20 protein-coding genes are annotated in these 22,362 nt (G+C 70.7%); 12 read left to right on the top strand and 8 right to left on the bottom strand.

The features are described 5' to 3' along the window. The first annotated feature begins 31 nt into the window (after positions 1-31). The 4 genes from ABT078_RS03150 (at position 32) to ABT078_RS03135 (ending at position 4,492) form a co-directional block, all read left to right on the top strand. The gene (locus tag ABT078_RS03150) at positions 32-958 is read left to right on the top strand and encodes an NAD-dependent epimerase/dehydratase family protein (protein WP_351223223.1); all 927 of its coding nucleotides are present in this window, start codon (positions 32-34) and stop codon (positions 956-958) included. Next, on the top strand, positions 955-1,857 hold the full coding sequence (locus tag ABT078_RS03145; protein WP_351223221.1) for an aldo/keto reductase: 903 nt from the start codon (positions 955-957) through the stop codon (positions 1,855-1,857). Before ABT078_RS03150 ends, ABT078_RS03145 begins: the two co-directional genes overlap by 4 nt. Positions 1,858-2,124: 267 nt before the next feature. Beyond that, positions 2,125-3,528, top strand: coding sequence for a glycoside hydrolase family 16 protein (locus ABT078_RS03140; protein ID WP_351223725.1), 1,404 nt, complete (start codon positions 2,125-2,127; stop codon positions 3,526-3,528). A gap of 13 nt (positions 3,529-3,541) precedes the next feature. Continuing rightward, complete coding sequence (locus ABT078_RS03135) at positions 3,542-4,492, top strand: DUF1996 domain-containing protein (protein WP_351223219.1); 951 nt, start codon at positions 3,542-3,544, stop codon at positions 4,490-4,492. Positions 4,493-4,585: 93 nt separating this feature from the next. On the opposite strand, the gene ABT078_RS03130 is transcribed toward ABT078_RS03135, so the two are convergent. Then, complete coding sequence (locus ABT078_RS03130; protein WP_351223217.1) at positions 4,586-4,906, bottom strand: GYD domain-containing protein; 321 nt, start codon at positions 4,904-4,906, stop codon at positions 4,586-4,588. 190 nt (positions 4,907-5,096) lie between these two features. Between ABT078_RS03130 and ABT078_RS03125 the strand changes: the two genes are divergently transcribed. After that, positions 5,097-5,711 (top strand): PaaI family thioesterase, encoded by a 615-nt coding sequence (locus tag ABT078_RS03125; RefSeq protein ID WP_351223215.1) that lies wholly within the window; start codon positions 5,097-5,099, stop codon positions 5,709-5,711. Between the two features lie 54 nt (positions 5,712-5,765). On the opposite strand, the gene ABT078_RS03120 is transcribed toward ABT078_RS03125, so the two are convergent. Further along, positions 5,766-7,145, bottom strand: coding sequence for a cation:dicarboxylate symporter family transporter (locus ABT078_RS03120; RefSeq protein WP_351223213.1), 1,380 nt, complete (start codon positions 7,143-7,145; stop codon positions 5,766-5,768). 136 nt (positions 7,146-7,281) lie between these two features. On the opposite strand from ABT078_RS03120, the gene ABT078_RS03115 reads away from it, so the two are divergent. The 3 genes from ABT078_RS03115 (at position 7,282) to ABT078_RS03105 (ending at position 10,543) form a co-directional block, all read left to right on the top strand. Then, positions 7,282-8,907 (top strand): sensor histidine kinase, encoded by a 1,626-nt coding sequence (locus ABT078_RS03115; protein WP_351223211.1) that lies wholly within the window; start codon positions 7,282-7,284, stop codon positions 8,905-8,907. Between the two features lie 79 nt (positions 8,908-8,986). Beyond that, positions 8,987-9,700, top strand: a complete 714-nt coding sequence (locus ABT078_RS03110) for a response regulator (protein WP_351223209.1) — start codon at positions 8,987-8,989, stop codon at positions 9,698-9,700. A 168-nt stretch (positions 9,701-9,868) separates the two neighbouring features. Further along, the gene (locus ABT078_RS03105; RefSeq protein ID WP_502981145.1) at positions 9,869-10,543 is read left to right on the top strand and encodes a helix-turn-helix domain-containing protein; all 675 of its coding nucleotides are present in this window, start codon (positions 9,869-9,871) and stop codon (positions 10,541-10,543) included. Positions 10,544-10,701: 158 nt separating this feature from the next. Here the strand turns inward: ABT078_RS03105 and ABT078_RS03100 are convergent, their stop codons facing one another. After that, the gene (locus ABT078_RS03100) at positions 10,702-11,727 is read right to left on the bottom strand and encodes an ATP-dependent 6-phosphofructokinase (RefSeq protein ID WP_351223207.1); all 1,026 of its coding nucleotides are present in this window, start codon (positions 11,725-11,727) and stop codon (positions 10,702-10,704) included. A 296-nt stretch (positions 11,728-12,023) separates the two neighbouring features. On the opposite strand from ABT078_RS03100, the gene pta reads away from it, so the two are divergent. From pta to pyk, 3 genes are all read left to right on the top strand, one after another. Beyond that, positions 12,024-14,105 carry a phosphate acetyltransferase gene (gene pta, locus ABT078_RS03095; protein WP_351223205.1) on the top strand — a complete coding sequence of 694 codons (2,082 nt, stop codon included), beginning with the start codon at positions 12,024-12,026 and terminating at the stop codon, positions 14,103-14,105. Beyond that, entirely contained in the window at positions 14,102-15,316 is a 1,215-nt protein-coding gene (locus ABT078_RS03090; protein WP_351223203.1) for an acetate kinase, read from the top strand. The genes pta and ABT078_RS03090 overlap by 4 nt, the downstream gene beginning before the upstream one ends. A 74-nt stretch (positions 15,317-15,390) precedes the next feature. Continuing rightward, positions 15,391-16,824: a pyruvate kinase gene (gene pyk / locus ABT078_RS03085; protein WP_351223201.1), complete on the top strand. Its 1,434-nt coding sequence runs from the start codon at positions 15,391-15,393 to the stop codon at positions 16,822-16,824. Positions 16,825-16,902: 78 nt separating this feature from the next. On the opposite strand, the gene ABT078_RS03080 is transcribed toward pyk, so the two are convergent. The 5 genes from ABT078_RS03080 to ABT078_RS03060 form a co-directional block, all read right to left on the bottom strand. Next, on the bottom strand, positions 16,903-17,157 hold the full coding sequence (locus ABT078_RS03080; protein WP_351223199.1) for a hypothetical protein: 255 nt from the start codon (positions 17,155-17,157) through the stop codon (positions 16,903-16,905). A 129-nt stretch (positions 17,158-17,286) separates the two neighbouring features. Beyond that, the gene (locus ABT078_RS03075) at positions 17,287-18,594 is read right to left on the bottom strand and encodes a hypothetical protein (protein WP_351223197.1); all 1,308 of its coding nucleotides are present in this window, start codon (positions 18,592-18,594) and stop codon (positions 17,287-17,289) included. Next, positions 18,584-19,138, bottom strand: a complete 555-nt coding sequence (locus tag ABT078_RS03070; RefSeq protein WP_351223195.1) for a DUF6114 domain-containing protein — start codon at positions 19,136-19,138, stop codon at positions 18,584-18,586. Before ABT078_RS03070 ends, ABT078_RS03075 begins: the two co-directional genes overlap by 11 nt. A gap of 97 nt (positions 19,139-19,235) precedes the next feature. Beyond that, the gene (locus tag ABT078_RS03065) at positions 19,236-19,865 is read right to left on the bottom strand and encodes a DUF6230 family protein (protein ID WP_351223193.1); all 630 of its coding nucleotides are present in this window, start codon (positions 19,863-19,865) and stop codon (positions 19,236-19,238) included. A 591-nt stretch (positions 19,866-20,456) separates the two neighbouring features. Beyond that, positions 20,457-21,428: a tetratricopeptide repeat protein gene (locus tag ABT078_RS03060; RefSeq protein ID WP_351223191.1), complete on the bottom strand. Its 972-nt coding sequence runs from the start codon at positions 21,426-21,428 to the stop codon at positions 20,457-20,459. Between the two features lie 241 nt (positions 21,429-21,669). Between ABT078_RS03060 and ABT078_RS03055 the strand changes: the two genes are divergently transcribed. Then, a complete protein-coding gene (locus tag ABT078_RS03055) occupies positions 21,670-22,299 on the top strand; it encodes a TetR/AcrR family transcriptional regulator (RefSeq protein ID WP_351223189.1) in 630 nt (209 codons plus the stop codon). Positions 22,300-22,362: the final 63 nt, after the last annotated feature.

Raw genomic sequence — 22,362 nt, 5'->3', positions numbered from 1 at the left:
CGGGAAACGCCGGAAATTCGAGGGGGTCGGAATGCGGGACGTGTGTGTCATCGGCGGCAATCGCTATTTCGGGAAGCGGCTGATCATGCGGCTGCTGAATTCGGGAGCGCACGTCACCGTCGTCAATCGCGGCTCCTCCGCTCCGCCTGCCGGATCCGTTCATCTCGTCGCGGACCGCGACGACGAGGCGGCCCTGGCGGCGGCTCTCGGCTCGCGCACCTTCGACGTGGTCGTCGACCAGGTCTGCTACACCCCGCGCCAGGCGGCGGTCGCCCGGCGGGTCTTCGCCGGCCGCACCGGCCGCTATGTGATGACGTCGACCGTCGAGGTCTACGAACACGAGGACTCGGCGGAGCCGGTCGGCGAGGAGGCCGTCGACCCCCGCAAGGTGGCGGTGGACCTCGCACTGCCCTGGGACGACGCGGAGTTCCGCGACGCGCACTACGGCGAGGGGAAGCGGCAGGCGGAGGCGGTGTTCGCGTGCGATCCCGCCTTCCCTTACGTGGCCGTGCGCGTCGCCCATGTCCTCGGCGGCGACGACGACTTCACCGGCCGGCTGGACCACTACGCCGAGCACATCCGCAAGGGCGAGCCGATCGCCGTGCCCGTCGTGAACCACTCCGCGACCTATGTGTACGTCGAGGAGATCGCCGCGTTCCTGGAGTGGGCGGCGGGTGCGGAGTTCACGGGTCCGGTGAACGCGGCGGCGCACGGGCGGCTCACGACGGCGGACATCTGTGCGGCGGTGGCCGACGCCGTCGGCGGCGGCGCAGCTGCGGAGTTCCGTGCGGTGGAGTCCGGCGAGGTTTCGCCGTTCTCCTTCGCCCGCTCGTACGGCATGGACAACTCCCGTGCCGAGCGGCTCGGTTTCCGCTTCGGCCGGAGCACACAGTGGCTCGCGCAGGCCGTCACCGAGACCGTGGGCGCGCGCACAGCCGGGACCGGGGAGGTGCGGTGAGGGCGGCCAGGCGTCGGATCGGCAGCGCCGCGGCCGGTGGTGTCGAGGTCGGCGCGATCGGGCTCGGTGCGATGCCGCTCTCGATCGAGGGTCACCCCGACGAGGCGCGGGCGGTGGCCACCATCCATGCGGCGCTCGACGCGGGCACGACGCTGATCGACACGGCCGACTCCTACCACCCGCCCGGCGAGCGGCCGGGCGCCGGTGAGCTGCTGATCGCCCGGGCCCTCGCCGCGTACGGCGGGGACACCGGCGACGTGCTCGTCGCGACCAAGGGAGGGCGCGGGCGCACCGCCGACGGCGACTGGTCGGTCCACGGCGACCCGCGCCATCTCAAGCGGGCCGCCGAAGCCTCCGCCCGGCGGCTGGGTGTCGAGACGATCGGGCTCTATCAGCTCCACAAGCCGGACCCGGCCGTTCCGTACGCCGAGTCGCTCGGTGCGATCGGGGAGTTGCTGAACGCCGGCACGATCCGGCTGGCCGGGATCTCCAACGTCGACGCGGCGCAGATCCGGCAGGCCAGGGAGATCCTCGGCGACCGGCTCGTGTCGGTGCAGAACCGCTACTCGCCCGCGGTGCGCGACAGCGAGGCGGAGCTGCGGCTCTGCGAGGAGCTGGGGCTGGCCTTCATGCCGTGGAGCCCGCTGGGCGGAATCTCGCGCAGCTCGCTGGACGGAGCGTCGGCGCAGGGCGTGGACCCGGAGTTCGCGGGCTTCCACCGGGTGGCCCGGGAGCGGGAAGTGAGTCCTCAGCAGGTGGCACTCGCCTGGCTGCTGGCGAGGTCGCCCGCGGTGATCCCGATCCCCGGGGCGAGCAGGCCACGGTCGGCCAGGGATTCGGCGGCGGCCGCCGGTCTCGTACTGACCGAGGAGGAGGTGCGGCTGCTCGCGGCGGCGTGAGCCGGCGGCCACGCCGCACGCTGCGCGGGCGGGCCGGCGTGTGCACACGAGTGGTCTCTGTGGCAGCAGCGGCCCCACCGGCCGCTGCTGCCAACTGCCGTCCGTGTTCGGGAAGTTAAGGGAGCCAAGCCATTGACGGCTGCCCTGGCTCCATCTACAAAACCTTTGAGAGCGCTCTCAAGCCCCCCTCGGCACCATCCACTCCGGAGGTGTTCCTTGAGCACGAGCCGCATCAGACGCACCCCCCTGTTCAGCGCACTCCTCGCCATGGCTGTCGCACTCGCCGGTCTCCTCGCCGTCAGCGGGGCGGGAACGGCGCGCGGGGCCGTACCACCCGCGCCCGGCTGGAATCTGCAGTGGAGCGACGACTTCACCGGGCCCGACCGGGCCCTGCCGTCCTCCGCCGACTGGCAGATCGACACCGGCCACGCCTATCCCGGCGGCCCCGCCAACTGGGGCACCGGCGAGATCCAGAACTACACCTCCAGCCCCGACAACCTCAGCCTCGACGGCGGCGGCAATCTGCGCATCACCCCGCTGCGGGACGGCGCGGGCAATTGGACCTCCGCCCGGATCGAGACCCGCCGCGCCGACTTCAAGGCCCCGGCCGGCGGCACGCTGCGCATCGAGGGCCGGATCCAGATGCCGAACGTGACCGGTGACGCCGCGCTGGGCTACTGGCCGGCCTTCTGGGCACTCGGCGCGCCCTACCGGGGCAACTACTGGAACTGGCCGGGCATCGGCGAGTTCGACATCATGGAGAACGTCAACGGCATCAACTCCGTGTGGGGCGTCCTGCACTGCGGAGTGAACCCGGGCGGCCCCTGCAACGAGACGACGGGCATCGGCGCCAGCCGCACCTGCCCGGGCGCGAGCTGCCAGTCGGCCTTCCACACGTACCGCTTCGAGTGGGACCGGTCCGTCTCCCCCAACGAGCTGCGCTGGTACGTGGACGACCAGCTCTTCCACAGCGTGAACCAGAGCCGGTTCGACGCCGGCACCTGGGCCGGCATGACCGAGCACGCCGGCTACTTCATCCTCCTCAACGTCGCGATCGGCGGCGCCTTCCCGGACGCGCTGGCCGGAAAGACCCCGACCGCCGCGACGGTCCCCGGCCGCCCGATGCTCGTCGACTACGTCGCCGTCTGGACGCGGGGCGGTGGTGGCACGACCCCGCCGCCGACCGACCCGCCGCCGTCGGGCTCCTCGCAGGTCTATCTGCGCACGGGCGGCGGCGCCGGCGACGCGGCCGCGTCGTCCTCCACGGTCACCCTCACGTCCGCGGGCGGCGCGAACCACGACGGCACTCCGCACAACCCGCAGGTGTTCACGTCCGGCCCCGTCACGCGGACGTACGACGGCGGCTCGACCCAGTTCGACCTGTTCGTGGACGCGGGGACATCGGTCGCCAACGGACAGCAGGTGAAGGTGAGTTACGACCGTACGGGCGACGGGACCTGGGACCGTACGGAGACGTACCACTACTTCGCCACCGATCCCGTGCCCGGATACGAGCACTACACACAGGCGAGAGGCCTGCAGTCGGCCACGGGTACGCACGGCAACCTGACGGGCGGCAAGGTGCGGGTCGAGGTGTGGAGTGCCATCGGCAACGGCGGCAGCACGCTCGGCATCGGCAACCAGTCCGTCGTCGGAATCCCCTTCGGCTGATGAGGAGTCGGCGGTGAATCCTCTGTTACGCCGAGTGCTGGCGGGCGCGGCCGCCGTGCTGTTCCTGGCCACGGCGGGGTGTGCGACGGACCGGGACACCCGCTCCGGGCACACCGGCCGCGCGGCGCACGCCGGACACTCGTACACGTACACCAAGGCCCAGCAGGCGGCGATCGTCGCACAGGCGGCGGCCCCGCTGCGCGGAAGCGAGTTCCGCGCGGACTGCTTCTCCAGCCACCGCCGGGGCGACGACCCGATCGTCTTCCCCGGCCAGGCGGGCCGCTCCCACATCCATGAGTTCTACGGGAACAGAACGGCGAACGCCTCGTCGACGCTCCAGTCGCTGAGCGCGGGCACCACCAACTGCACCCCGCAGACGGATCTCTCCTCCTACTGGACCCCCACCCTCTACCAGAACGGAGTCCCCGTGGCCCCCGAGCGGGTCACCGTCTACTACCAGGGCATCACGGACCACACCCGGGCCGTCGCCCACCCGCGCGGACTGCGGTACGTCGTCGGCAACGCCCTGGCCACATCGCCGGACCAGAATCCGGCCGCCCGCTGGTCCTGCGTCGGCCGGACCGAGTCCAGCCGCGACTTCATGAACTGCCCGCCCGGCACCAAGCTCGAGAACTATCTCGACTTCCCCACCTGCTGGGACGGGAAGAACCTGGACAGCGCCAACCACCGCGACCACATGGCCTACGCGACCGGGCCGACCTGCCCGGCCGGTCACCCCGTGGTCGTGCCCCGCCTGGAACTGCTGATCACCTGGCCGGTGACCGGCGGCGGTCTCACCCTGGCGGGCACCCGGAACGGCACGAACGTGACCGACGCGCCCGGCTACACCTTCCACGGCGACTTCTTCAACGCCTGGGACCAGGCGGAGCTGGAGCGCCGGGTGCGCGACTGCATCGTCGCGGGCTACATCTGCGGGACGGACGGCACACCGATCCAGCAGTGAACCGATGAGCCGTCGGCGTACGCAGCACGGCGCGCGGCGAGGGCCTGTCGATCACGACGCCCTCGCCGCGCGCTCGCGGCACTCGGGGCCGGCTCACGCACCCGGAGGGCGGAATTCGACCGACTTCCTGGCTGCGATGTCGATGTCCTCCACGCTGATCAGCGGGACGACCCTGGACTGCACGGCTCCGGTGGCACGGACGGTCATGGCGGTGGAGACCATGCAGATGTCGTCGGGCATGTCGATGACGCAGTAGAGATCGTCGTCGCCGAAGGCGAAGTACATCCAGTCGAGGGTGCCTCCGCACGAACTGATGGCCTGCTCCACGGCCTGCCGGCGGCCCGTGCCGCCTTCCTTGAGCAGGCCCTTGGTTCCCTCTGCGGTGTAACTGGCCTGGACGAGGTACTTCGGCATGCGCCTCTCCCGTTGTTCCGGTGCGCCGCCGGATGCGGCCACGGTCTCACCTTTGGGCATCCGTGGTCCCGCGGCCATCCAGAAACCCCCGCCCGTGGTCCCCCGGCGCTCGCCCTCACGCCGGAAACCGTATGAGGCACGTCGGATACGACACTCGTCCCGCGCTCGGCCCCGGGGTTGGATGCACGGCATGAGCATGGACATCAGCAGCGAAGAGACCCATCCGCAGCACGTCGGTCGTCCGGAGCACGCCGGGCATCCCGATCCTGCCGGTCGTCGCGATCCCGCCGGACATCCGGAGCCCGCGGGCACCCGCTCCCGTACGCACACCTGGGGCGCGCCGGTGCGGGCGACCGCCGACGTGCCGGGGATGACGGGCCGCGAGATCCTCCGGGCCGCGATCGACGGCCGTTTCCCCGCCGCGCCGATCATGAGCACGCTCGGCTTCCGCTTCGTGGAGGTCGGCGACGGGCTCGCGGTCTTCGAGACCGAGCACGGCGAGCACCTCTACAACCCGATGGGCAGTGTGCACGGCGGCTATCTCGCCGCGGTGATGGACGCCGCACTCGGCTCGGCGGTGATGAGCCGGCTGCCCGCGGGGTCCACGTACACCACGACGCAGCTCAATCTGCATCTGGTCCGGCCGGTCTTCGCGGACACCGCGCCGCTGCGGGTCACAGGAACGGCCCTGCACGTCGGGCGTACGACGGCGACGGCCGAGGCGCGGGTCGTGGGGATCGAGGACGGGAAGCTGTACGCGCACGGGACGACGACCTGCGCCGTGTTCTCGTTCCCGGCCGGCTGAGCACGGGTGCGGGCCCCGGCTCGGTGCCGGGGCCCGCTGGGTGGGGATGGGCGGTCAGACCTTCGTGGCGGCCAGCTCGCCCTTCTGGTCCTCCCGCGGCTCGGGTACGTCCACGGCGCCGCCGGCCGGGGCGTGGTCGTCGACGAGGGTCTGCTCGTCGAACGGCACCCGTCCGGCGAGGACCTCGGCGACCCGCGCCTTGTCGATCTCCTTGGTCCAGGTGCCGACGAGGACGGTCGCGACCGCGTTGCCGGCGAAGTTGGTGAGGGCGCGGGCCTCACTCATGAAGCGGTCGATGCCGACGATGAGGCCGACGCCGTCGACGAGCTCGGGGCGGTGCGACTGCAGGCCGCCCGCCAGGGTCGCCAGACCCGCACCGGTGACGCCTGCGGCACCCTTCGAAGCGATGATCATGAAGACGAGCAGCGAGATCTGCTCGCCGACCGAGAGCGGGGTGCCCATCGCCTCCGCCACGAAGAGCGAGCCCATCGTCAGATAGATCGCGGTGCCGTCCAGGTTGAAGGAATAGCCCGTCGGGACGGTGATGCCGACGACGGGCCTGGAGACGCCCAAGTGCTCCATCTTCGCGATGAGCCGCGGCAGCGCGGACTCGGAGGACGAGGTGGACAGGATGAGCAGGAACTCGCGGCCCAGGTACTTCAGCAGCGCGAACAGATTCACCCCGGCGACCAGACGCAGCAGCGCGCCCAGGATCAGGAAGACGAACAGCGCACACGTGACATAGAAACCGATCATGATGACCGCGAGGGACTTCAGCGCGTCGACCCCGGTCTCTCCGACCACCGCCGCGATCGCACCGAAGGCGCCCACCGGAGCCAGCCACATGATCATCGCGAGGATGCGGAAGACGAGCCGCTGGATGTGCCCGATGCCGCGCAGGATCGGCTCACCGCTCGAGCCCATGGCCTGCAGCGCGAAGCCCGCCAGCAGCGCAACGAGCAGGGTCTGCAGCACCTCGCCCTCGGTGAAGGCCGACACCAGGGTGGTCGGGATGACCCCGAGAAGGAAGTCCACGGTGCTCTCGTGCGCCCCCGCCGCCTGCTTCTCGCCCGCTGCCTTCACGGCCTCGGTGAGGTGGAGACTGGAGCCCGGGTCCAGCAGGTTGCCGACAAGCAGGCCGATGGCGAGCGCCACCGTCGACATGACCAGGAAGTAGCCGAGCGCGAGGCCGCCGACCGCGCCGACCTTGGCGGCCTTGCGGACCGAGCCGACACCGAGCACGATCGTGCAGAAGATGATCGGGGAGATCATCATCTTGATCAGGTTCACGAAGCCGGTGCCGAGCGGTTTGAGCTCGACGGCGACACCGGGTGCGGCGAAGCCCACCACGATGCCGAGGGCGACGGCACCGATGACGGCGAGATACAGATAATGGGTGCGGTCCCGCTTTGCGGCTGCTGGTGGGGTTGCCACGGGGATTCCTCCTCGGCCTGACGAACATCCACGTCCCGGCGGATGCCCTCGATGCGGCGACTATTCATCAGCCTGTGACCCCGGTCACCGTTACGTACGTTTCGTTCACACGAAATCGGCCAGGCAGACTTACGGCATGCACGTTCCCCGCTTCCGCAGCCTCGCCGGCCAGCTCTTCGCGATGCAGGTCGTGCTGGTCGCCGCTGTCGTGGCCGGGTTCGCGTTCTTCACGTACGTCACCGACCGCACGCAGGCCGAGGACACCGCACGGCGGCAGGTGACGGCGGCCGCGACGGCGGTGGCCGACTCCCCGTCGGTGGTGGCGGCGGTGCGGACCCCCGATCCGACGGCGGTGCTGCAGCCGTATGCCGAGAGGGTGCGGAAGGACACGGGGGTCACCTTCGTGGTGATCATGGCGCCGGACGGGACGCGGTGGACCCATCCGGAGCCGGACGAGATCGGCCGCACATATCTGGGCCACATCGACGAGGCGCTGAGCGGGCGCACGTACTCGGAGACGTACACGGGGACGCTGGGGCCTTCGGTGCGGACGGTGGCGCCCGTGCGGGACGGCGGCCGGATCGTCGCGCTCGTGAGCGCGGGCATCACCATCGACAGAATCAGCGAGCAGGTGCGGCAGCAGGTGACCGCGCTGCTCGGGATGGCCGGCGCGGCGCTGGTGCTCGGCGGAGTCGGTACGTACGTGAGCAACGCGCGCCTGCGGCGGCATACGCACGGGATGAACGCGGCGGAGCTGAGCGCCATGCACGACTACCACCAGGCCGCGTTGCACGCGGTGCGCGAGGGACTGGTGATGCTGGACTGGCAGCGCCGGATCGCCCTGATCAACGACGGTGCACGGGAGTTGCTCGGCCTGGACGCGGACGCCGTGGGCAAGGGCGTCGGCGAACTGGGGCTGCCGCCCGGGCTCACGGGCGCGCTGCTGGCAAGCGAGCCGCGCATCGACGAGCTGCATCTGACTGCGGACCGGGTGCTGGTCGTCTCCACGCAGCCGGTGGTCGGCGGCGAACGCCGGGGTACGGTCGTGACCCTGCGGGACCACACCGAGCTCCAGTCCCTCACGGGCGAGCTGGACTCCGAACGCGGCTTCACCCAGGCCCTGCGCGCCCAGGCCCACGAGGCGGCGAACCGCCTCCACACCGTCGTCTCCCTCATCGAACTGGGCCGCGTGGACGAAGCGGTCCAGTTCGCAACGGCCGAGCTGGAGCTGGCCCAGGCCCTCACGGACCGCGTCGTCACGGCGGTCGCCGAACCGGTCCTCGCCGCCCTTCTGCTGGGCAAGGCCGCCCAGGCCAACGAAAGCGGCGTCGAACTCGTCCTCACCGACGACAGCCGCCTCGACGACGGAGTCCTCCCGCCGTGGCTCCCCCAGCGCGATCTCGTCACGATCCTCGGCAACCTGATCGACAACGCGGTCGAGGCGGCGTCGGGCACGGGCGGCGTGCCTGCGCAACGTGCCGCCGGGACGGCCCGTGCCCGGGTCACGGTCACCGTCCGCACCGACGAGGACGAGCTCGTCCTGCGCGTCGCCGACACCGGCCCGGGCGTGCGCGCCGGCGACGTGGACGCCGTGTTCCAGCGGGGGTGGTCGACCAGAGGCCCCGGGCGCGGCCTGGGACTGGCGCTGGTGCGCCAGGCCGCGCATCGTGGCCGGGGGACGGTGGAAGTGGCCCAAGGCCCTGACGGTGGCGCGGAGTTCACGGTGCGGCTGCGGCTGCGTGCCACGGAGGTGAGCATATGAACCGGCCGGGGATCCGGGCTCTGCCCCCCGGAAGACACTGCACCGTGCGGATGCCGCTGCGTGCCACGGAGGTGATCGTGTGACCCCGACCGCCGGACAGCCCCAGGGCCCTGACGACGGCATCCGCGTGCTGGTCGTCGAGGACGACCCCGTCGCCGCCGACGCACACGCTCTCTACGTCGGGCGCGTGCCGGGGTTCGCCGTCGCCGGGGTGGCGCGCTCGCGCGCCGAGGCGCACCGGGCGCTCGAGCGGACGCCAGTCGATCTGATCCTGCTCGATCTGTATCTGCCCGACGGGCACGGGCTCCAGCTGCTGCGAGCGCTGCGCGCCACGGGCCACTCCGCGGACGTCATCGCCGTCACGTCCGCCCGCGACCTGGCGGTCGTCCGCGAGGGCGTGTCGCTCGGGGTCGTCCAGTACGTCCTCAAGCCTTTCACCTTCGCCACGCTCCGTGACCGCCTCACCCGGTACGCCGAGTTCCGCGCGAGCGCCGGCGAGGCGTCGGGCCAGGACGAAGTGGACCGGGCGCTCGCGACGCTCCGTACGCCTCAGCCCGCCGCGCTCCCCAAGGGCCTCAGCGGTCCCACGCTCGAAGCCGTGACCCGCACGCTCCGCGACGCCCCGGCGGGGCTCACCGCGGCCGAGGCCGGGGCGGCCGTCGGGATCTCGCGGATCACCGCGCGCCGCTATCTGGAGCACCTGGTCACCGAGGGCAGGGCGGACCGCAGTCCTCAGTACGGCCAGATAGGCCGCCCCGAGCTCCAGTACCGGTGGGTTCCGTCGGGGCGCTGAAACCATCGGCGGGCGTCCGCCACCGGTACGTACCGATCGGTACGTTACGCGTGTCGACCGGTGCGTCTCCGGGGACGGAATATGCTCGACCGGCTTTCTGGACGTTTCTACGAGTGGTGACGTTGGGTGAACGCACCGTAGTCATCACGTCCTCCCGCCTCTTACCGTGTGCCGGTGCACTCCACCCCGCCCTTCAACGCCCCTGCCGCCCGCCGACTGCGCGAGGCGCTGGGGATGGCTCCCGGCCATGTTGCGTACGGCCTCCAGGCCCAGTACGGACTCCAGATCGCCCCGGACATCGTGGTCGCCTGGGAACGTGGGCTGCTGGCGCCGAACTCACAGGAGCTGACGGCGCTGGCCGGGGTGCTGTGGTGTGCGCCCGGTGACCTGCTGGGACCGGCGAGGACCCTGCGCGAGCACCGGATGGCGCGGGCCATGACCGTGGAGGACCTGGCCCGCCGGGTGGGCGTGGACGTGTCCTCGTACCGGCGGATGGAGGACACGAACCGCTGGCGGGGCAACGAACGCCAGACCGCCGCTCTCGCCGAGAACCTCTCCCTCTCCCCGCGCGAGCTGCTCACCGCCACCGGCCGCGACGACGAGCTCGCGGAGCTGCTGCGGAGCGCGGCGACGACGCGGTGGCAGGCATACGTACGCCCCGTCGCAAAACTGCTGCCGATGCCGAAGCGGGAACTCGAGGACGTCCTGCAACGGCTCCACGAGGACTATCACGCGCGCATGGTGACGACGTCCAGCTGGGGCGCGTCGGGCGGCTCGGGCGAGTCGGGCCGGGAATTCCTCGACGGGGTGGTCGACCACTTCTGGGCCCTGGCCCCGGGGTAGCGCGTGCCGCCGAGCCGAGTCCGGGAACCGCGGCGAGCGTTTCCCGACCCGCAATTCGACCGCCCGGCGTTCGAGGACGGACGGACTCGCGGCCCACCGATTCCATGGGACACGTCACCGGCGGCGGACCACAGATGCGGGCGCACCCCGCACCGGCGTCAGAACACCGACTCCGCCTCGAACACCCGGTCTTCCGGCACCGTCTTCAGCTGTGACACCGCCTCCGCCAGCGGCACCAGCGCGACCTGCGTGCCCCGCAGCGCGGTCATCCTGCCGAACTCGCCGCGGTGCGCCGCCTCCACCGCGTGCCAGCCGAAGCGGGTCGCGAGGACCCGGTCGTACGCGGTGGGGACGCCGCCGCGCTGGACGTGGCCGAGGATGACCGGCCGCGCCTCTTTGCCCAGGCGCCGCTCGAGCTCGACGGCGAGCCGGTTGCCGATGCCGGCGAAGCGCTCATGGCCGTACTGGTCGATCTCGCCCTTCTCGTACGGCATCGACCCCTCGGCCGGGTGCGCACCCTCCGCGACGCAGACGACCGCGAACTTCTTGCCGCGCGCGAAGCGTTCCTCGACCATCTTCACCAGGTCGTCGACCTCGAAGGGGCGCTCCGGCAGACAGATTCCGTGCGCGCCGCCCGCCATTCCGGACTCCAGCGCGATCCAGCCCGCGTGCCGGCCCATCACCTCGACGACCATGACCCGCTGGTGGGACTCGGCGGTGGTCTTGAGTCGGTCGATGGCCTCGGTGGCGACCGTGACCGCGGTGTCGAAGCCGAAGGTGCGGTCGGTGGCGGAGATGTCGTTGTCGATCGTCTTGGGTACGCCGACGACGGGCATACCGGCGTCGGCCAGCATCCGGGCTGCGGTCAGCGTGCCCTCGCCGCCGATGGGGATGAGTGCGTCCAGGTTGTAGCGGCGGGCCAACTCCTCGCAGTTCTCGGCGGCTTCGCGCAGCCGGGCGCGCTCGAGCCGGGCGGAGCCGAGGATCGTGCCGCCGCGGGCGAGGATGCCGCTCACGGCATTGAGGTCGAGCGGGCGGTAGTTGCCGTCGAGCAGGCCCTTGAATCCGTCCTCGAAGCCGATGACTTCGTCGCCGTGGCCCGTCAGGGCACGGTGCACGACCGACCGGATCACGGCGTTCAGGCCGGGGCAGTCGCCGCCTGCGGTGAGCACTCCGATGCGCATCGTGCTGTGTCTCCTGCTCGCTGGTGATACATGTGAGCGATTTCGATTCTCACACGCCAGGTCTGGACCGCGCCCTCCGGGCACCTCCCCTGGACAGCGGGGGCACGCGGCGGGCGCTCTACCCAGCCCCAGAGGTATTGTCAAGGGGGCAACGCCACCCTATCGGGGTTTTTCGAGCTCGCGAGCATGACGCCGAGCGGCGCTCGGGCCCGGAGCCCAGCCCTGGCGGGCGCGCACGCCGCGCCGCATGACCCACCGCACACACCACACACACCACACAGGATGGGAGAGCACGCGTGACGCGCAGCGTGTACGTGACCGGGATCGACCGGGGGGACGGTCGCCAGGTGGTCGAGCTGGGAGTCATGGAACTCCTGACCCGCCAGGTGGACCGGGTGGGCGTGTTCCGGCCACTGGTGCACGACGGACCCGACCGTCTGTTCGATCTGCTGCGCGCCCGCTACCGGCTCTCGCAGGACCCGTCGACCGTCTACGGCATGGACTACCACGACGCCGCGGCGCTCCAGGCCGAGCAGGGCACCGACGAACTGGTGTCCCGCCTCGTCGACCGCTTCCTCGCGGTGGCGCGCGACTACGAGGTCGTCCTCGTCCTCGGCACGGACTTCCACGCGACCCAACTCCCCGACGAGCTGGCCCTGAACGCACGGCTGGCCAACGAGTTCGGCGCCTCCGTCATCCCCGTGGTGGGCGGCAAGGGCCAGGCCGCCGAGTCCGTACGCGCCGAGACCCGCAACGCCCATCGCGCCTATGAAGTGCTGGGCTGCGACATCCTCGCGATGGTCGTGAACCGGGTGGCGCCCGAGGACCGGGAAGTGATCGCCGAGCGGCTCGCGGCCCGCCTGCGGGTCCCCTGCTACGTCCTGCCGGACGAGCCCGCGCTCGCCGCGCCCACGGTCGCCCAGATCTCCCACGCCCTGGGGGCCACCGTGCTGCTCGGGGACGACTCCGGGCTCGCCCGGGACGCGCTGGACTTCGTCTTCGGCGGCGCCATGCTGCCGAACCTCCTGAAGGCCCTGACCCCCGGCTGCATGGTCGTCACCCCAGGTGACCGCGCCGACCTGGTGGTCGGCGCGCTCGCCGCACACTCCGCGGGCACCCCGCCCATCGCGGGCCTGCTGCTCACCCTCGACGAGCGTCCCGCCGACTCGATCCTCACCCTGGCGTCCCGGCTCGCGCCGGGCACCCCGGTGATCTCGGTGCCCGGCGGCTCCTTCCCCACCGCGGCCGAACTCTTCGCGATGGAGGGCAAGCTGAACGCGGCGACCCCGCGCAAGGCGGAGACCGCGCTCGGCCTCTTCGAGCGCCACGTCGACACGGCGGGGCTGCTCGCACGGGTCGAGGTCGCACGTACCGGCCGGGTCACGCCGATGATGTTCGAGCACGACCTGCTGGACCAGGCCCGCGCCGACCGCCGCCGCGTCGTGCTGCCCGAGGGCACGGAGGAGCGGGTGCTGCAGGCCGCCGACGTACTGCTGCGCCGCGACGTCTGCGATCTGACCCTGCTCGGCGACTCCGACGTCATCCGCAAGAAGGCCGCCGACCTCGGCATCGACCTCGCCGCCGTCCAGCTGATCGACCCCGCGACCTCCGAGCTGCGCCAGCGCTTCGCCGAGCGGTACGCCGAGATGCGCGCCCACAAGGGCGTCTCGGTGGAACTGGCGTACGACGTCGTCTCGGACGTGAACTACTTCGGCACGCTGATGGTCCAGGAGGGCCTGGCCGACGGCATGGTGTCCGGCTCGGTGCACTCGACGGCCGCGACGATCCGCCCCGCGTTCGAGATCATCAAGACGAAGCCGGACGCCTCGATCGTGTCGTCCGTCTTCTTCATGTGCCTCGCCGACAAGGTGCTGGTGTACGGCGACTGCGCGGTCAACCCGGACCCGGACGCCGAGCAGCTCGCCGACATCGCCGCGCAGTCGGCGGCCACGGCGGCCCGCTTCGGGGTCGAGCCGCGGATCGCGATGCTGTCGTACTCCACCGGCACCTCGGGCTCCGGCGCGGACGTCGACAAGGTGCGCGAGGCCACGAAGCTGGTGCGTGAGCGGCATCCCGAGTTGAAGATCGAGGGCCCGATCCAGTACGACGCCGCGGTCGCACCGTCCGTCGCGGCGACCAAGATGCCGGACTCGGAGGTGGCGGGCCAGGCGACCGTGCTGATCTTCCCGGACCTCAACACCGGCAACAACACCTACAAGGCCGTGCAGCGTTCGGCCGGCGCCGTGGCCGTCGGACCGGTGCTGCAGGGTCTGCGCAAGCCGGTCAACGACCTGTCGCGCGGCGCGCTGGTCAGCGACATCGTCAACACGGTCGCGATCACCGCGATCCAGTCCCAGGCTCAGGAGCTCCCCGTATGACCGCCACGCGCGTTCTCGTCCTCAACTCCGGCTCCTCCTCGGTGAAGTACCAGCTGCTGGACATGCGCGACAGCGCGCGGCTGGCCGTCGGCCTGGTCGAGCGGATCGGCGAGGAGACGTCCAGGCTCGTGCACACCCCGCTGACCGGTGGGGGCGCGAAGCGGGAGCGTACGGGCCCGATCGCGGACCACGACGCGGCGCTGAAGGCGGTCGCCGAGGAGCTGACGCAGGACGGGCTCGGCCTCGACTCCCCCGAGCTGGCGGCGATCGGCCACCGGGTGGTGCACGGCGGACTGAAGTTCACCGAGCCCACCGTGATCACCGACGAGGTGATGGCGGAGATCGAGCGCCTCGTCCCGGTGGCGCCCCTGCACAACCCGGCGAACATCACGGGCATCCGTACCGCCCAGGCGCTGCGCCCCGACCTTGCCCAGGTCGCGGTGTTCGACACGGCGTTCCACACGACGATGCCGGAGTACGCGGCGCGGTACGCGATCGACGTCGAGACGGCGGACCGGCACCGGATCCGCCGCTACGGCTTCCACGGCACCTCGCACGCGTACGTCTCGCGCCGGACCGCCGCGCTGCTCGGCAGGGCCCCGGAGGACGTCAACGTCATCGTGCTGCACCTGGGCAACGGCGCGTCGGCGTCGGCGGTCGCGGGCGGCCGCTGTGTGGACACGTCGATGGGACTGACCCCGCTTGAGGGGCTGGTCATGGGCACGCGCTCGGGCGACATCGACCCCGCGGTCACCTTCCACCTCAAGCGGGTGGCGGGGATGTCCGAGGACGATGTGGACGTCCTGCTGAACAAGAAGAGCGGCCTGGTGGGGCTGTGCGGTGACAACGACATGCGGGAGATCCGCCGCCGTATCGACGAGGGCGACGAGCGGGCGCGGCTCGCCTTCGAGATCTACGTCCACCGGCTGAAGAAGTACATCGGCGCCTACTACGCGGTTCTCGGCCGGGTCGACGCGGTCGCGTTCACCGCGGGCGTCGGTGAGAACGCGGCTCCGGTGCGGGAGGCCGCCATCGCCGGGCTGGAGGAGCTGGGGCTTGTGGTGGACGCGGACCTCAACGCCGTACGGTCGGACGAGCCACGGATCGTCTCGCCGCGGGGCGCGCGGGTGGCGGTGGCGGTGGTGCCGACGGACGAGGAACTGGAGATCGCGCAGCAGACCTTCGCACTGGTCGGCGAAACCCTCGCCTGAGCGGCGGTCCGCCCATTTGTATTTTCCGCCAGCTGGAATATTCCGCGTAGAAACAAACCGATAGGATCCGCCTTATGCGCCGTTCCAAAATCGTCTGCACACTGGGCCCCGCCGTCGACTCCTACGAGCAGCTGAAAGCGCTCATCGAGGCCGGCATGAACGTGGCCCGATTCAACATGAGCCACGGGACCCAGGCAGAGCACCAGGAGCGGTACGACCGTCTCCGCAGGGCGGTGGCGGAGACCGGCCGCCCCGTGGGTGTGCTCGCCGACCTCCAGGGCCCGAAGATCCGGCTGGAGACCTTCGCCGAGGGGCCGGTCGAGCTGGTCCGCGGGGACGAGTTCACGATCACCACCGAGGACGTCCCCGGTGACAAGTCCATCTGCGGTACGACGTACAAGGGTCTGCCCGGTGATGTCGACAAGGGCGACCAGATCCTCATCAACGACGGCAACGTCGAACTCCGGGTCACCGAGGTCGACGGCACCGGGGTCAGGACCATCGTGATCGAGGGCGGGGTCATCTCCGACCACAAGGGCATCAACCTGCCCGGTACGGCGGTCAATGTCCCGGCCCTGTCCGAGAAGGACGTCGAGGACCTGCGCTTCGCGCTGCGGATGGGCTGCGACATGGTCGCGCTCTCCTTCGTCCGCGACGCCAACGACGTCAAGGACGTCCACAAGGTGATGGACGAGGAGGGCCACCGGGTCCCGGTCATCGCCAAGGTGGAGAAGCCGCAGGCCGTCGCCAACATGGCGGATGTCGTCATGGCCTTCGACGGCGTGATGGTGGCCCGCGGCGACCTGGCAGTCGAGTACCCGCTGGAGCGGGTCCCGATGGTGCAGAAGCGCCTCATCGAGCTGTGCCGCCGCAACGCCAAGCCGGTGATCGTGGCGACCCAGATGATGGAGTCGATGATCACCAACTCCCGCCCGACCCGCGCCGAGGCGTCCGACGTCGCCAACGCGATCCTGGACGGCGCGGACGCGGTCATGCTGTCGGCGGAGTCCAGCGTGGGCGCGTACCCGATCGAGACGGTCAAGACGATGTCCAAGATCGTCTCTGCCGCGGAGGAGGAGCTCCTCTCCAAGGGCCTCCAGCCCCTGGTCCCGGGCAAGAAGCCGCGCACCCAGGGCGGTTCGGTCGCCCGCGCGGCCTGCGAGATCGCCGACTTCCTCGACGGCCGCGCCCTGGTCGCCTTCACCCAGTCCGGCGACACGGCTCGCCGGCTCTCCCGCTACCGGGCCCAGCAGCCGATCGTGGCCTTCACCACGGAGGAGTCGACCCGCAACCAGCTCACCCTGAGCTGGGGCGTCGAGCCCTTCATCGCCCCGTTCGTGGAGACCACGGACGCGATGGTCGACTTCGTCGACGCGGCCCTGCTGAAGCTCCAGCGCTTCAACGGGGGCGACACCATGATCATCACCGCGGGCTCCCCTCCGGGAGTCCCGGGCACCACGAACATGGTGCGGGTGCACCACCTGGGCAGCGGCGACAAGCCCGCCTGAGCCGCGCCCCTTTGAGTCCATGGGCCGTACTCCCTGGGGGAGTACGGCCCATGGTGGTTCGGGCAGCCGGCCGCTCGTTCAGAGTGCGGCGGGGTCGATCTCGCCGCTGGGGTCGATCTCACGGCCCGCCGAGTCCCGGACCCGCATGAAGCCATCGCCTTCCTGGGTCAGGACCAGGGCGTGGCGATGGTGTTCCACCGAGCACGGCTCCTCGGAATCGGCGAACTCGACGTCGATCCGGTCCCCCGCGGCGACGACGTGCACGCCGCCGAGGATTTCGAAGTGGACCGTGAGCTCGTGCTCGCGGCCGGCGTAAAAGCGGATCTTCCGCATCGGACGGTGTCCCGGGGGTCGAGGGCGACGGACGCTGACGGCTTTGCTCACGGCTGCGGGCTGACGGCTGTGGGCCGCACCCCCGTAGCGAGGGTGCGGCCCACAGTCTTTTCCGCGGCTCCCGGAAAATCAGCCGGCGTTGCCACCGGTGAAGTAGTTGTGCAGCCCCGGCACGCTCAGCGTGCCGCCGAACTGGCCGGCCTGCTTGATCTTCACGTCAGTGAAGATCGCGAAGGGAACGTCCAGCGGCGGCGGGGTCTGCGGGCTGAAGGTGACCGGGATGAGCCCGAAGAGGTTGCCCTTCAGCTCCTCCGTGTACATGGTCACCGTGCCGCCCCGGATCGTGGACGTGGAACCCCCGGCCGCCTCGACGTGCGCGGTGGTTCCGTTCGGGCCCTCGACCAGCTGGTGCAGGTCCTTGATGTCCACCGAGGCCGCCGTGAACTTCAGCGCCTTCTTGATCTTGCCGCTGCCGGTCTCGACCTCGACGATGCCGTGGTACTTGAGCCCGCTCAGCGTGAGCCTGGAGCTCTCCAGCCGCCAGGGGGCGTCCGGCAGCAGGGGGATGCCCGGCTCCAGGTCGGCGGCGGCCAGTGCCTCCGGGTCAGGGGTGGGGCACGGGAAGCGCGGCTTGCCGTCCGCGCCTTCCGGGATGTCCTCGTCCTTGACCGGGTCCAGGCCCTTGACCTTGTCGTCGAGCTCCTCGACCTCGGCGCCGGCCTTCTCGGCCGCGTCCTTGATGGCGTCCTTGGTCTTGTCCACCGTGCCGCCGACCGGGTCCTCCGCAGGCTCCGTCGGCTTGGACGGGGTCCCCTCGGCCGGCTTCGACGGCTCCTCGGTGGGCTCCTCGGTGGGCTCCGCCGTGTCGCTCGGCGTCGGCGTGGCCGTCGCGGTGGCCGTCGGCTCCTTGTCCGGGCCGTCGAGCAGGTCCTTGATCGCGTCGCCGACACCCAGCGGGTCGAGCGGGTTCTTGGTCTCGCTCGGCGTGGGGTCGGCGGTCGGCGCCGACTGACCGGCCGGCTCGGACGCCGAGGGGGACGCACCGGGCTCCGGCTCGTCACCGGCATCGCCGGACGGGCTCGCGGACGGCTCCTCCGAAGGCTCGTCGGACGGCTTGTCCGAGGGGTCGGACGCGTCGTCAGAAGGCTTCGGCGACTCCGAGGCGGACGGCGACTCCTCCGTCTCCTGCGGCTCGTCCGAGCGGGTCACGCACGGTCCGGGGGCGAACGGGATGTCCTTCTCGTCGGCGAGCGCCAGCTTGGGCGTGAGTCCCATGCCGACGAAGACCGCCGTGGGCATCGCCGCGATGGCCATGGCCTTGCCCGCGGGTATCTGCAGCTTGGTGAACAGCGACTTCCTCGGGGCCGCGTGACGCGGGCCCTTTCTCAGGCGGGGGTCGCCATCGGCCGCGATCAGTGATTCCTCGTCACCCCGCACTGTTCCTCCCGCCGTCGGCAGTCGTCTTCGTCATCTTCACGGTGTCCGAGAACTGCGGGCCGGGTACCAGCGGACCGTCGGCCTCATGGCCCGGCTCCGGGGCGGGCGAAGCCGGCTCCGCGGTGGCCTCGGCCGGCTCTGCGGGCTTCCCCGGCGCCCAGGAGATGGAGAGTGCGCCACCGATCAGCGAGAACAGGAAGCCGATCCCAAAGCCTCCGAAGTTGGAGACCGGGAGGGAGACCAGCGCCAGCAGAATCGCGGCGACACCGGCGAAGACCCGCACAATATGGTGGAACCACATGGTCAGCCCCAGCGTCACCAGCAGGACGCCGATGATCAGCGAACCCGCACCCGCCGTGGTGGCCATGGCCAGCGTCATGTGGCCGATCTTGAGGCTTGCATACGGCAAGTAGGCAATCGGTACGCCGCCGAGCATGGTGAACAGGCCGGCCCAGAAGGGCCGCTGGCCCCGCCAGTCGCGAAAACGCCGCTTGATGACGCGGAGGTAGTGCTCGTCGTTCTGCCCCGGTGACTCGGCGCTCATGGAAAACAGCTCCCTGGAACCGGTGTTGCTGTGAAAAGGAGTGAGGGTCGGGCGGGCGGGGCCGCGGAAGGCGCTCCCCGCCCGCCCGGGCGGGTGCTTAGTAGCACTCCTTGACGCCCTTGTGCAGCTTCATGCTGAGACCGCTCAGCTTGAAGGTGCCGGCGGTGGTCGCCCACGCCGTCTGCTTGACGTTGGTCAGCTTGGCCTTCTTGGCCCGCTGGGCGAAGCCGTAGGGGTTCGCCTGCGTGCCCGGCTGGATGCCCGGCTTGTTGGCCTTGTCGCCCGCCGCGACGCCGATGTCGATGTTGCTGAACTCGGCGTCGGCCTCGAGCTCTGCGACGTCCAGGTAGAGGTTCGTCGCATCGACGGGCGTACCCTTGCCACCGGCCTTCAGCTCCAGGCTGACGCTGCCGAAGAACGGCACGTCGGGAGTGACGACCGACTGGCACATGTTGGTGATCGTCGCGTGGCTGAACGACGACACCGCGACCGGGTGGGCGGTCTTGTTGCCCTTGAGGTCGGTGCCCGTCGCGAGGCTTCCGTACTGGAAGAAGTCCTCACCGTTCAGCTCACTGGCCGTCACCTTGAAGCTCTGGCCGGAAACGCTGAACGACGCCGCCAGCGCACCCTGGGCCAGGCCGACGCCTATCGCGGCCGTGGCGGCCACGGACGGCACCATGACGACCGCGAACCGCTTCCATCTGGTCCCACCACGAACCTGGGACATATCTGTTCCTCCTTCTCGGACGTACATCTCCGGTACGGACCGAGGAGGTCCGTCCTGGGATGGGAGAAGTGCTACGTCCTCGGGAAGGAGAGCGCCGTGAGAACAGGCGCGAGCCGCGTCCGCATCACCGGCGATCACCCCCGAGCGACAACCACTGGCCACGCCTTCGCGCAACCGCAATGGACAGGCCCTGCCAGGTCGGGCAGGAACCCCCCTGTCCTCGGCCGACGCCTCTGCCGCCGGCCCACTCGGTGGGGACCCAGGACCGCGGACGCGGCTGGCTGCCGGGCTGGTGCGGTAATGGACCGAGCGTCGCCGATCGTGGTGCATTACGCGCCGGGACACAAGGGGGTTCGTTACTGGCTAGTAACGGACGGATAACCACGGCACGACGGGGTGACATCACCCGACGACGCAGGGTGCCCCGAGCCGGGTCGAAAAGTCAGCAGATTGCCGCTGAAAATCGGACAGAACAACGAGGTTGATTTACTCCAAGTAACAGCGGCCGCGTTTACCAAGTTTTGGTAAAGCGCGGCCGCTGTTTGTCACTCTGTCGCCAAATCCGCCGCCTGCACCGGCGACGTGAACCCGTCAGAACAGCACGCGCGCAAGCGCCGTACGCGCAGCCGTCACCCGCGGGTCGTCCGGACCGATCACCTCGAAGAGCTCCAGCAGCCGCAGCCGGGCGGCGTTGCGGTCCTCGCCCGCCGTGCGCCGCACGGTGTCGACGAGCCGGCCGAAAGCGTCCTCGACATGCCCGCCGACCAGATCGAGGTCGGCGGCGGCGATCTGCGCCTGGACGTCGTCGGGCCTGTCGGCGGCCTCCTTGCGCACCGCCGACGGGTCCATGTCCTGGACCCGGGCGAGCAGTTCGGCCTGTGCGAGGCCGAGCTTGGCCTCCGTATTGCCCGGGTCGTCGGAGAGCACGTTCTTGTACGCCTGGACGGCGCCGCCGAGGTCGCCCGCGTCCAGCGCCCGGACGGCCGCTTCGAGCAGCGCGTCGTACGGCCCCGCCGGGACGGGCGCGGGACCCGCGTCCGCCTCCTCGGCGTCCGCGTCGACGGTGATACCGGTGAGGCCGAAGCGCTCCTCGGAGACCTGGATCAGCTGGTCGAGGGTCTCCCGGATCTGCTGTTCCGGCGCCAGGCCCTGGAAGAGCGGCAGCGCCTGGCCGGCGACCACCGCGAAGACAGCCGGGATGCCCTGGATCCCGAACTGCTGCATCAGCATCTGGTTGGCTTCGACGTCGATCTTGGCGAGCACGAAACGGCCGTTGTATTCACGGGCGAGCCGCTCCAGCACGGGGCTCAGCTGCTTGCAGGGCTCGCACCACTCGGCCCAGAAGTCGATGACGACCGGCACTTCGGCCGAGCGCTGGAGGACGTCGCGCTCGAAGCCCGCCTCGTCGACGTCGATCACCAGACTGGAGGGGGGTACGGCACCGCCGCCGCCCTGCCGGGCGGCCTCGGCACGCGCCTGCTCCGCCTTGGCTTTGGCCTCGCCGGCCGCCTTCACCGCGGCAAGGTCGACGACGCCGTTCATGGACATGTTCCTAGGCTGCATGAGTACATCCTCCCCCCTCCGCGCGCACGAGTGAAAAACCCGACGGAAGGACGCCGACCGCGGGTGGTGCGTACTGCGATGCGTACTGTGGCGCCGGGTCCCCACCTGGCACCTGTGGTTGTCGCTCAGCTTCACGCTTTCGCTACGAGTCGTAGCGTAACTCGATTGCCACGGGGGCGGGAAGGAACACCCGGTGAACTGCCTCACAGCGCATCACCTACTGGCCGGTATGGTCGCCGTCATGTGTAGCCGCACGCGTCCGAAATCGACCCGCACCGGCCGCCCCCGCAGCGCCGAGGCGGACGCCGCCATCCTCGACGCGACCAGGGCGGCCCTGGTCGAGCTGGGCTGGTCCAAGCTCACGATGGGCGATGTCGCGACCCGGGCCGGGGTGGCCAAAACCACGCTCTACCGGCGCTGGGCCGGCAAGAACGAACTCGTCGTGGACGCCGTCGCCGTCCTGTTCGACGAACTGGAGCTTCCCGACCGGGGCTCGCTCGCGGCGGACATCGAGGGTGTGGTGCTGCAGTTCGCGGAGCTGCTGCAGCGGCCCGAGGCCAGGACCGCGCTGATGGCGGTGGTCGCCGAGTCGACGCGCGACGAGCCGCTGCGCGAGCGGATCCGGGTCTCGATCGTGGACCGCCAGAAGCGGCTGGTCCTCGAGGGCCGGGCGCGGGCCCAGGCGCGCGGCGAACTGCCGACGGAGACCGACCCGGAGGCGGCCGCCGCCACCGCCGACCTGATCTTCGACGTGATCGCGGGCGCGGTGGTGCACCGGGCGCTGGTGAGCTGCGAACCCGTCGACGAGGACTGGGTCCGCCGCTTCACCGCGGTGCTGCTGGGAGGGCTCGGCGCGAAGGTCGAGGGATGAGCCGCACCCTGGTCGGCGGCGCAGGCGCGGCGGCCGACTCGCCCTTCGGACGGTCTCCGAGGC

Source organism: Streptomyces sp. NPDC002133, from assembly GCF_040296405.1.
In the GTDB taxonomy this organism is placed as follows: domain Bacteria; phylum Actinomycetota; class Actinomycetes; order Streptomycetales; family Streptomycetaceae; genus Streptomyces.
The sequence above is the reverse complement of the archived record's forward strand: the minus strand, read 5'-3'. Positions and strand labels throughout refer to the sequence as shown.

Excerpts from the sequence above, each read along its gene's own strand:
- ABT078_RS03150 (WP_351223223.1), top strand. The coding sequence starts at position 32 with ATGCGGGACGTGTGTGTCATCGGCGGCAATCGCTATTTCGGGAAGCGG.
- ABT078_RS03100 (WP_351223207.1), bottom strand. The coding sequence starts at position 11,727 with ATGCGCATCGGAGTGCTCACCGCAGGCGGCGACTGCCCCGGCCTGAAC.
- ABT078_RS03125 (WP_351223215.1), top strand. The coding sequence starts at position 5,097 with ATGAGCATGGACATCAGCAGCGAAGAGACCCATCCGCAGCACGTCGGT.
- ABT078_RS03090 (WP_351223203.1), top strand. The coding sequence starts at position 14,102 with ATGACCGCCACGCGCGTTCTCGTCCTCAACTCCGGCTCCTCCTCGGTG.
- pyk (WP_351223201.1), top strand. The coding sequence starts at position 15,391 with ATGCGCCGTTCCAAAATCGTCTGCACACTGGGCCCCGCCGTCGACTCC.
- ABT078_RS03055 (WP_351223189.1), top strand. The coding sequence starts at position 21,670 with ATGTGTAGCCGCACGCGTCCGAAATCGACCCGCACCGGCCGCCCCCGC.
- ABT078_RS03080 (WP_351223199.1), bottom strand. The coding sequence starts at position 17,157 with ATGCGGAAGATCCGCTTTTACGCCGGCCGCGAGCACGAGCTCACGGTC.
- ABT078_RS03140 (WP_351223725.1), top strand. The coding sequence starts at position 2,125 with ATGGCTGTCGCACTCGCCGGTCTCCTCGCCGTCAGCGGGGCGGGAACG.
- ABT078_RS03065 (WP_351223193.1), bottom strand. The coding sequence starts at position 19,865 with ATGTCCCAGGTTCGTGGTGGGACCAGATGGAAGCGGTTCGCGGTCGTC.
- ABT078_RS03060 (WP_351223191.1), bottom strand. The coding sequence starts at position 21,428 with ATGCAGCCTAGGAACATGTCCATGAACGGCGTCGTCGACCTTGCCGCG.
- ABT078_RS03130 (WP_351223217.1), bottom strand. The coding sequence starts at position 4,906 with ATGCCGAAGTACCTCGTCCAGGCCAGTTACACCGCAGAGGGAACCAAG.
- ABT078_RS03115 (WP_351223211.1), top strand. The coding sequence starts at position 7,282 with ATGCACGTTCCCCGCTTCCGCAGCCTCGCCGGCCAGCTCTTCGCGATG.
- ABT078_RS03070 (WP_351223195.1), bottom strand. The coding sequence starts at position 19,138 with ATGAGCGCCGAGTCACCGGGGCAGAACGACGAGCACTACCTCCGCGTC.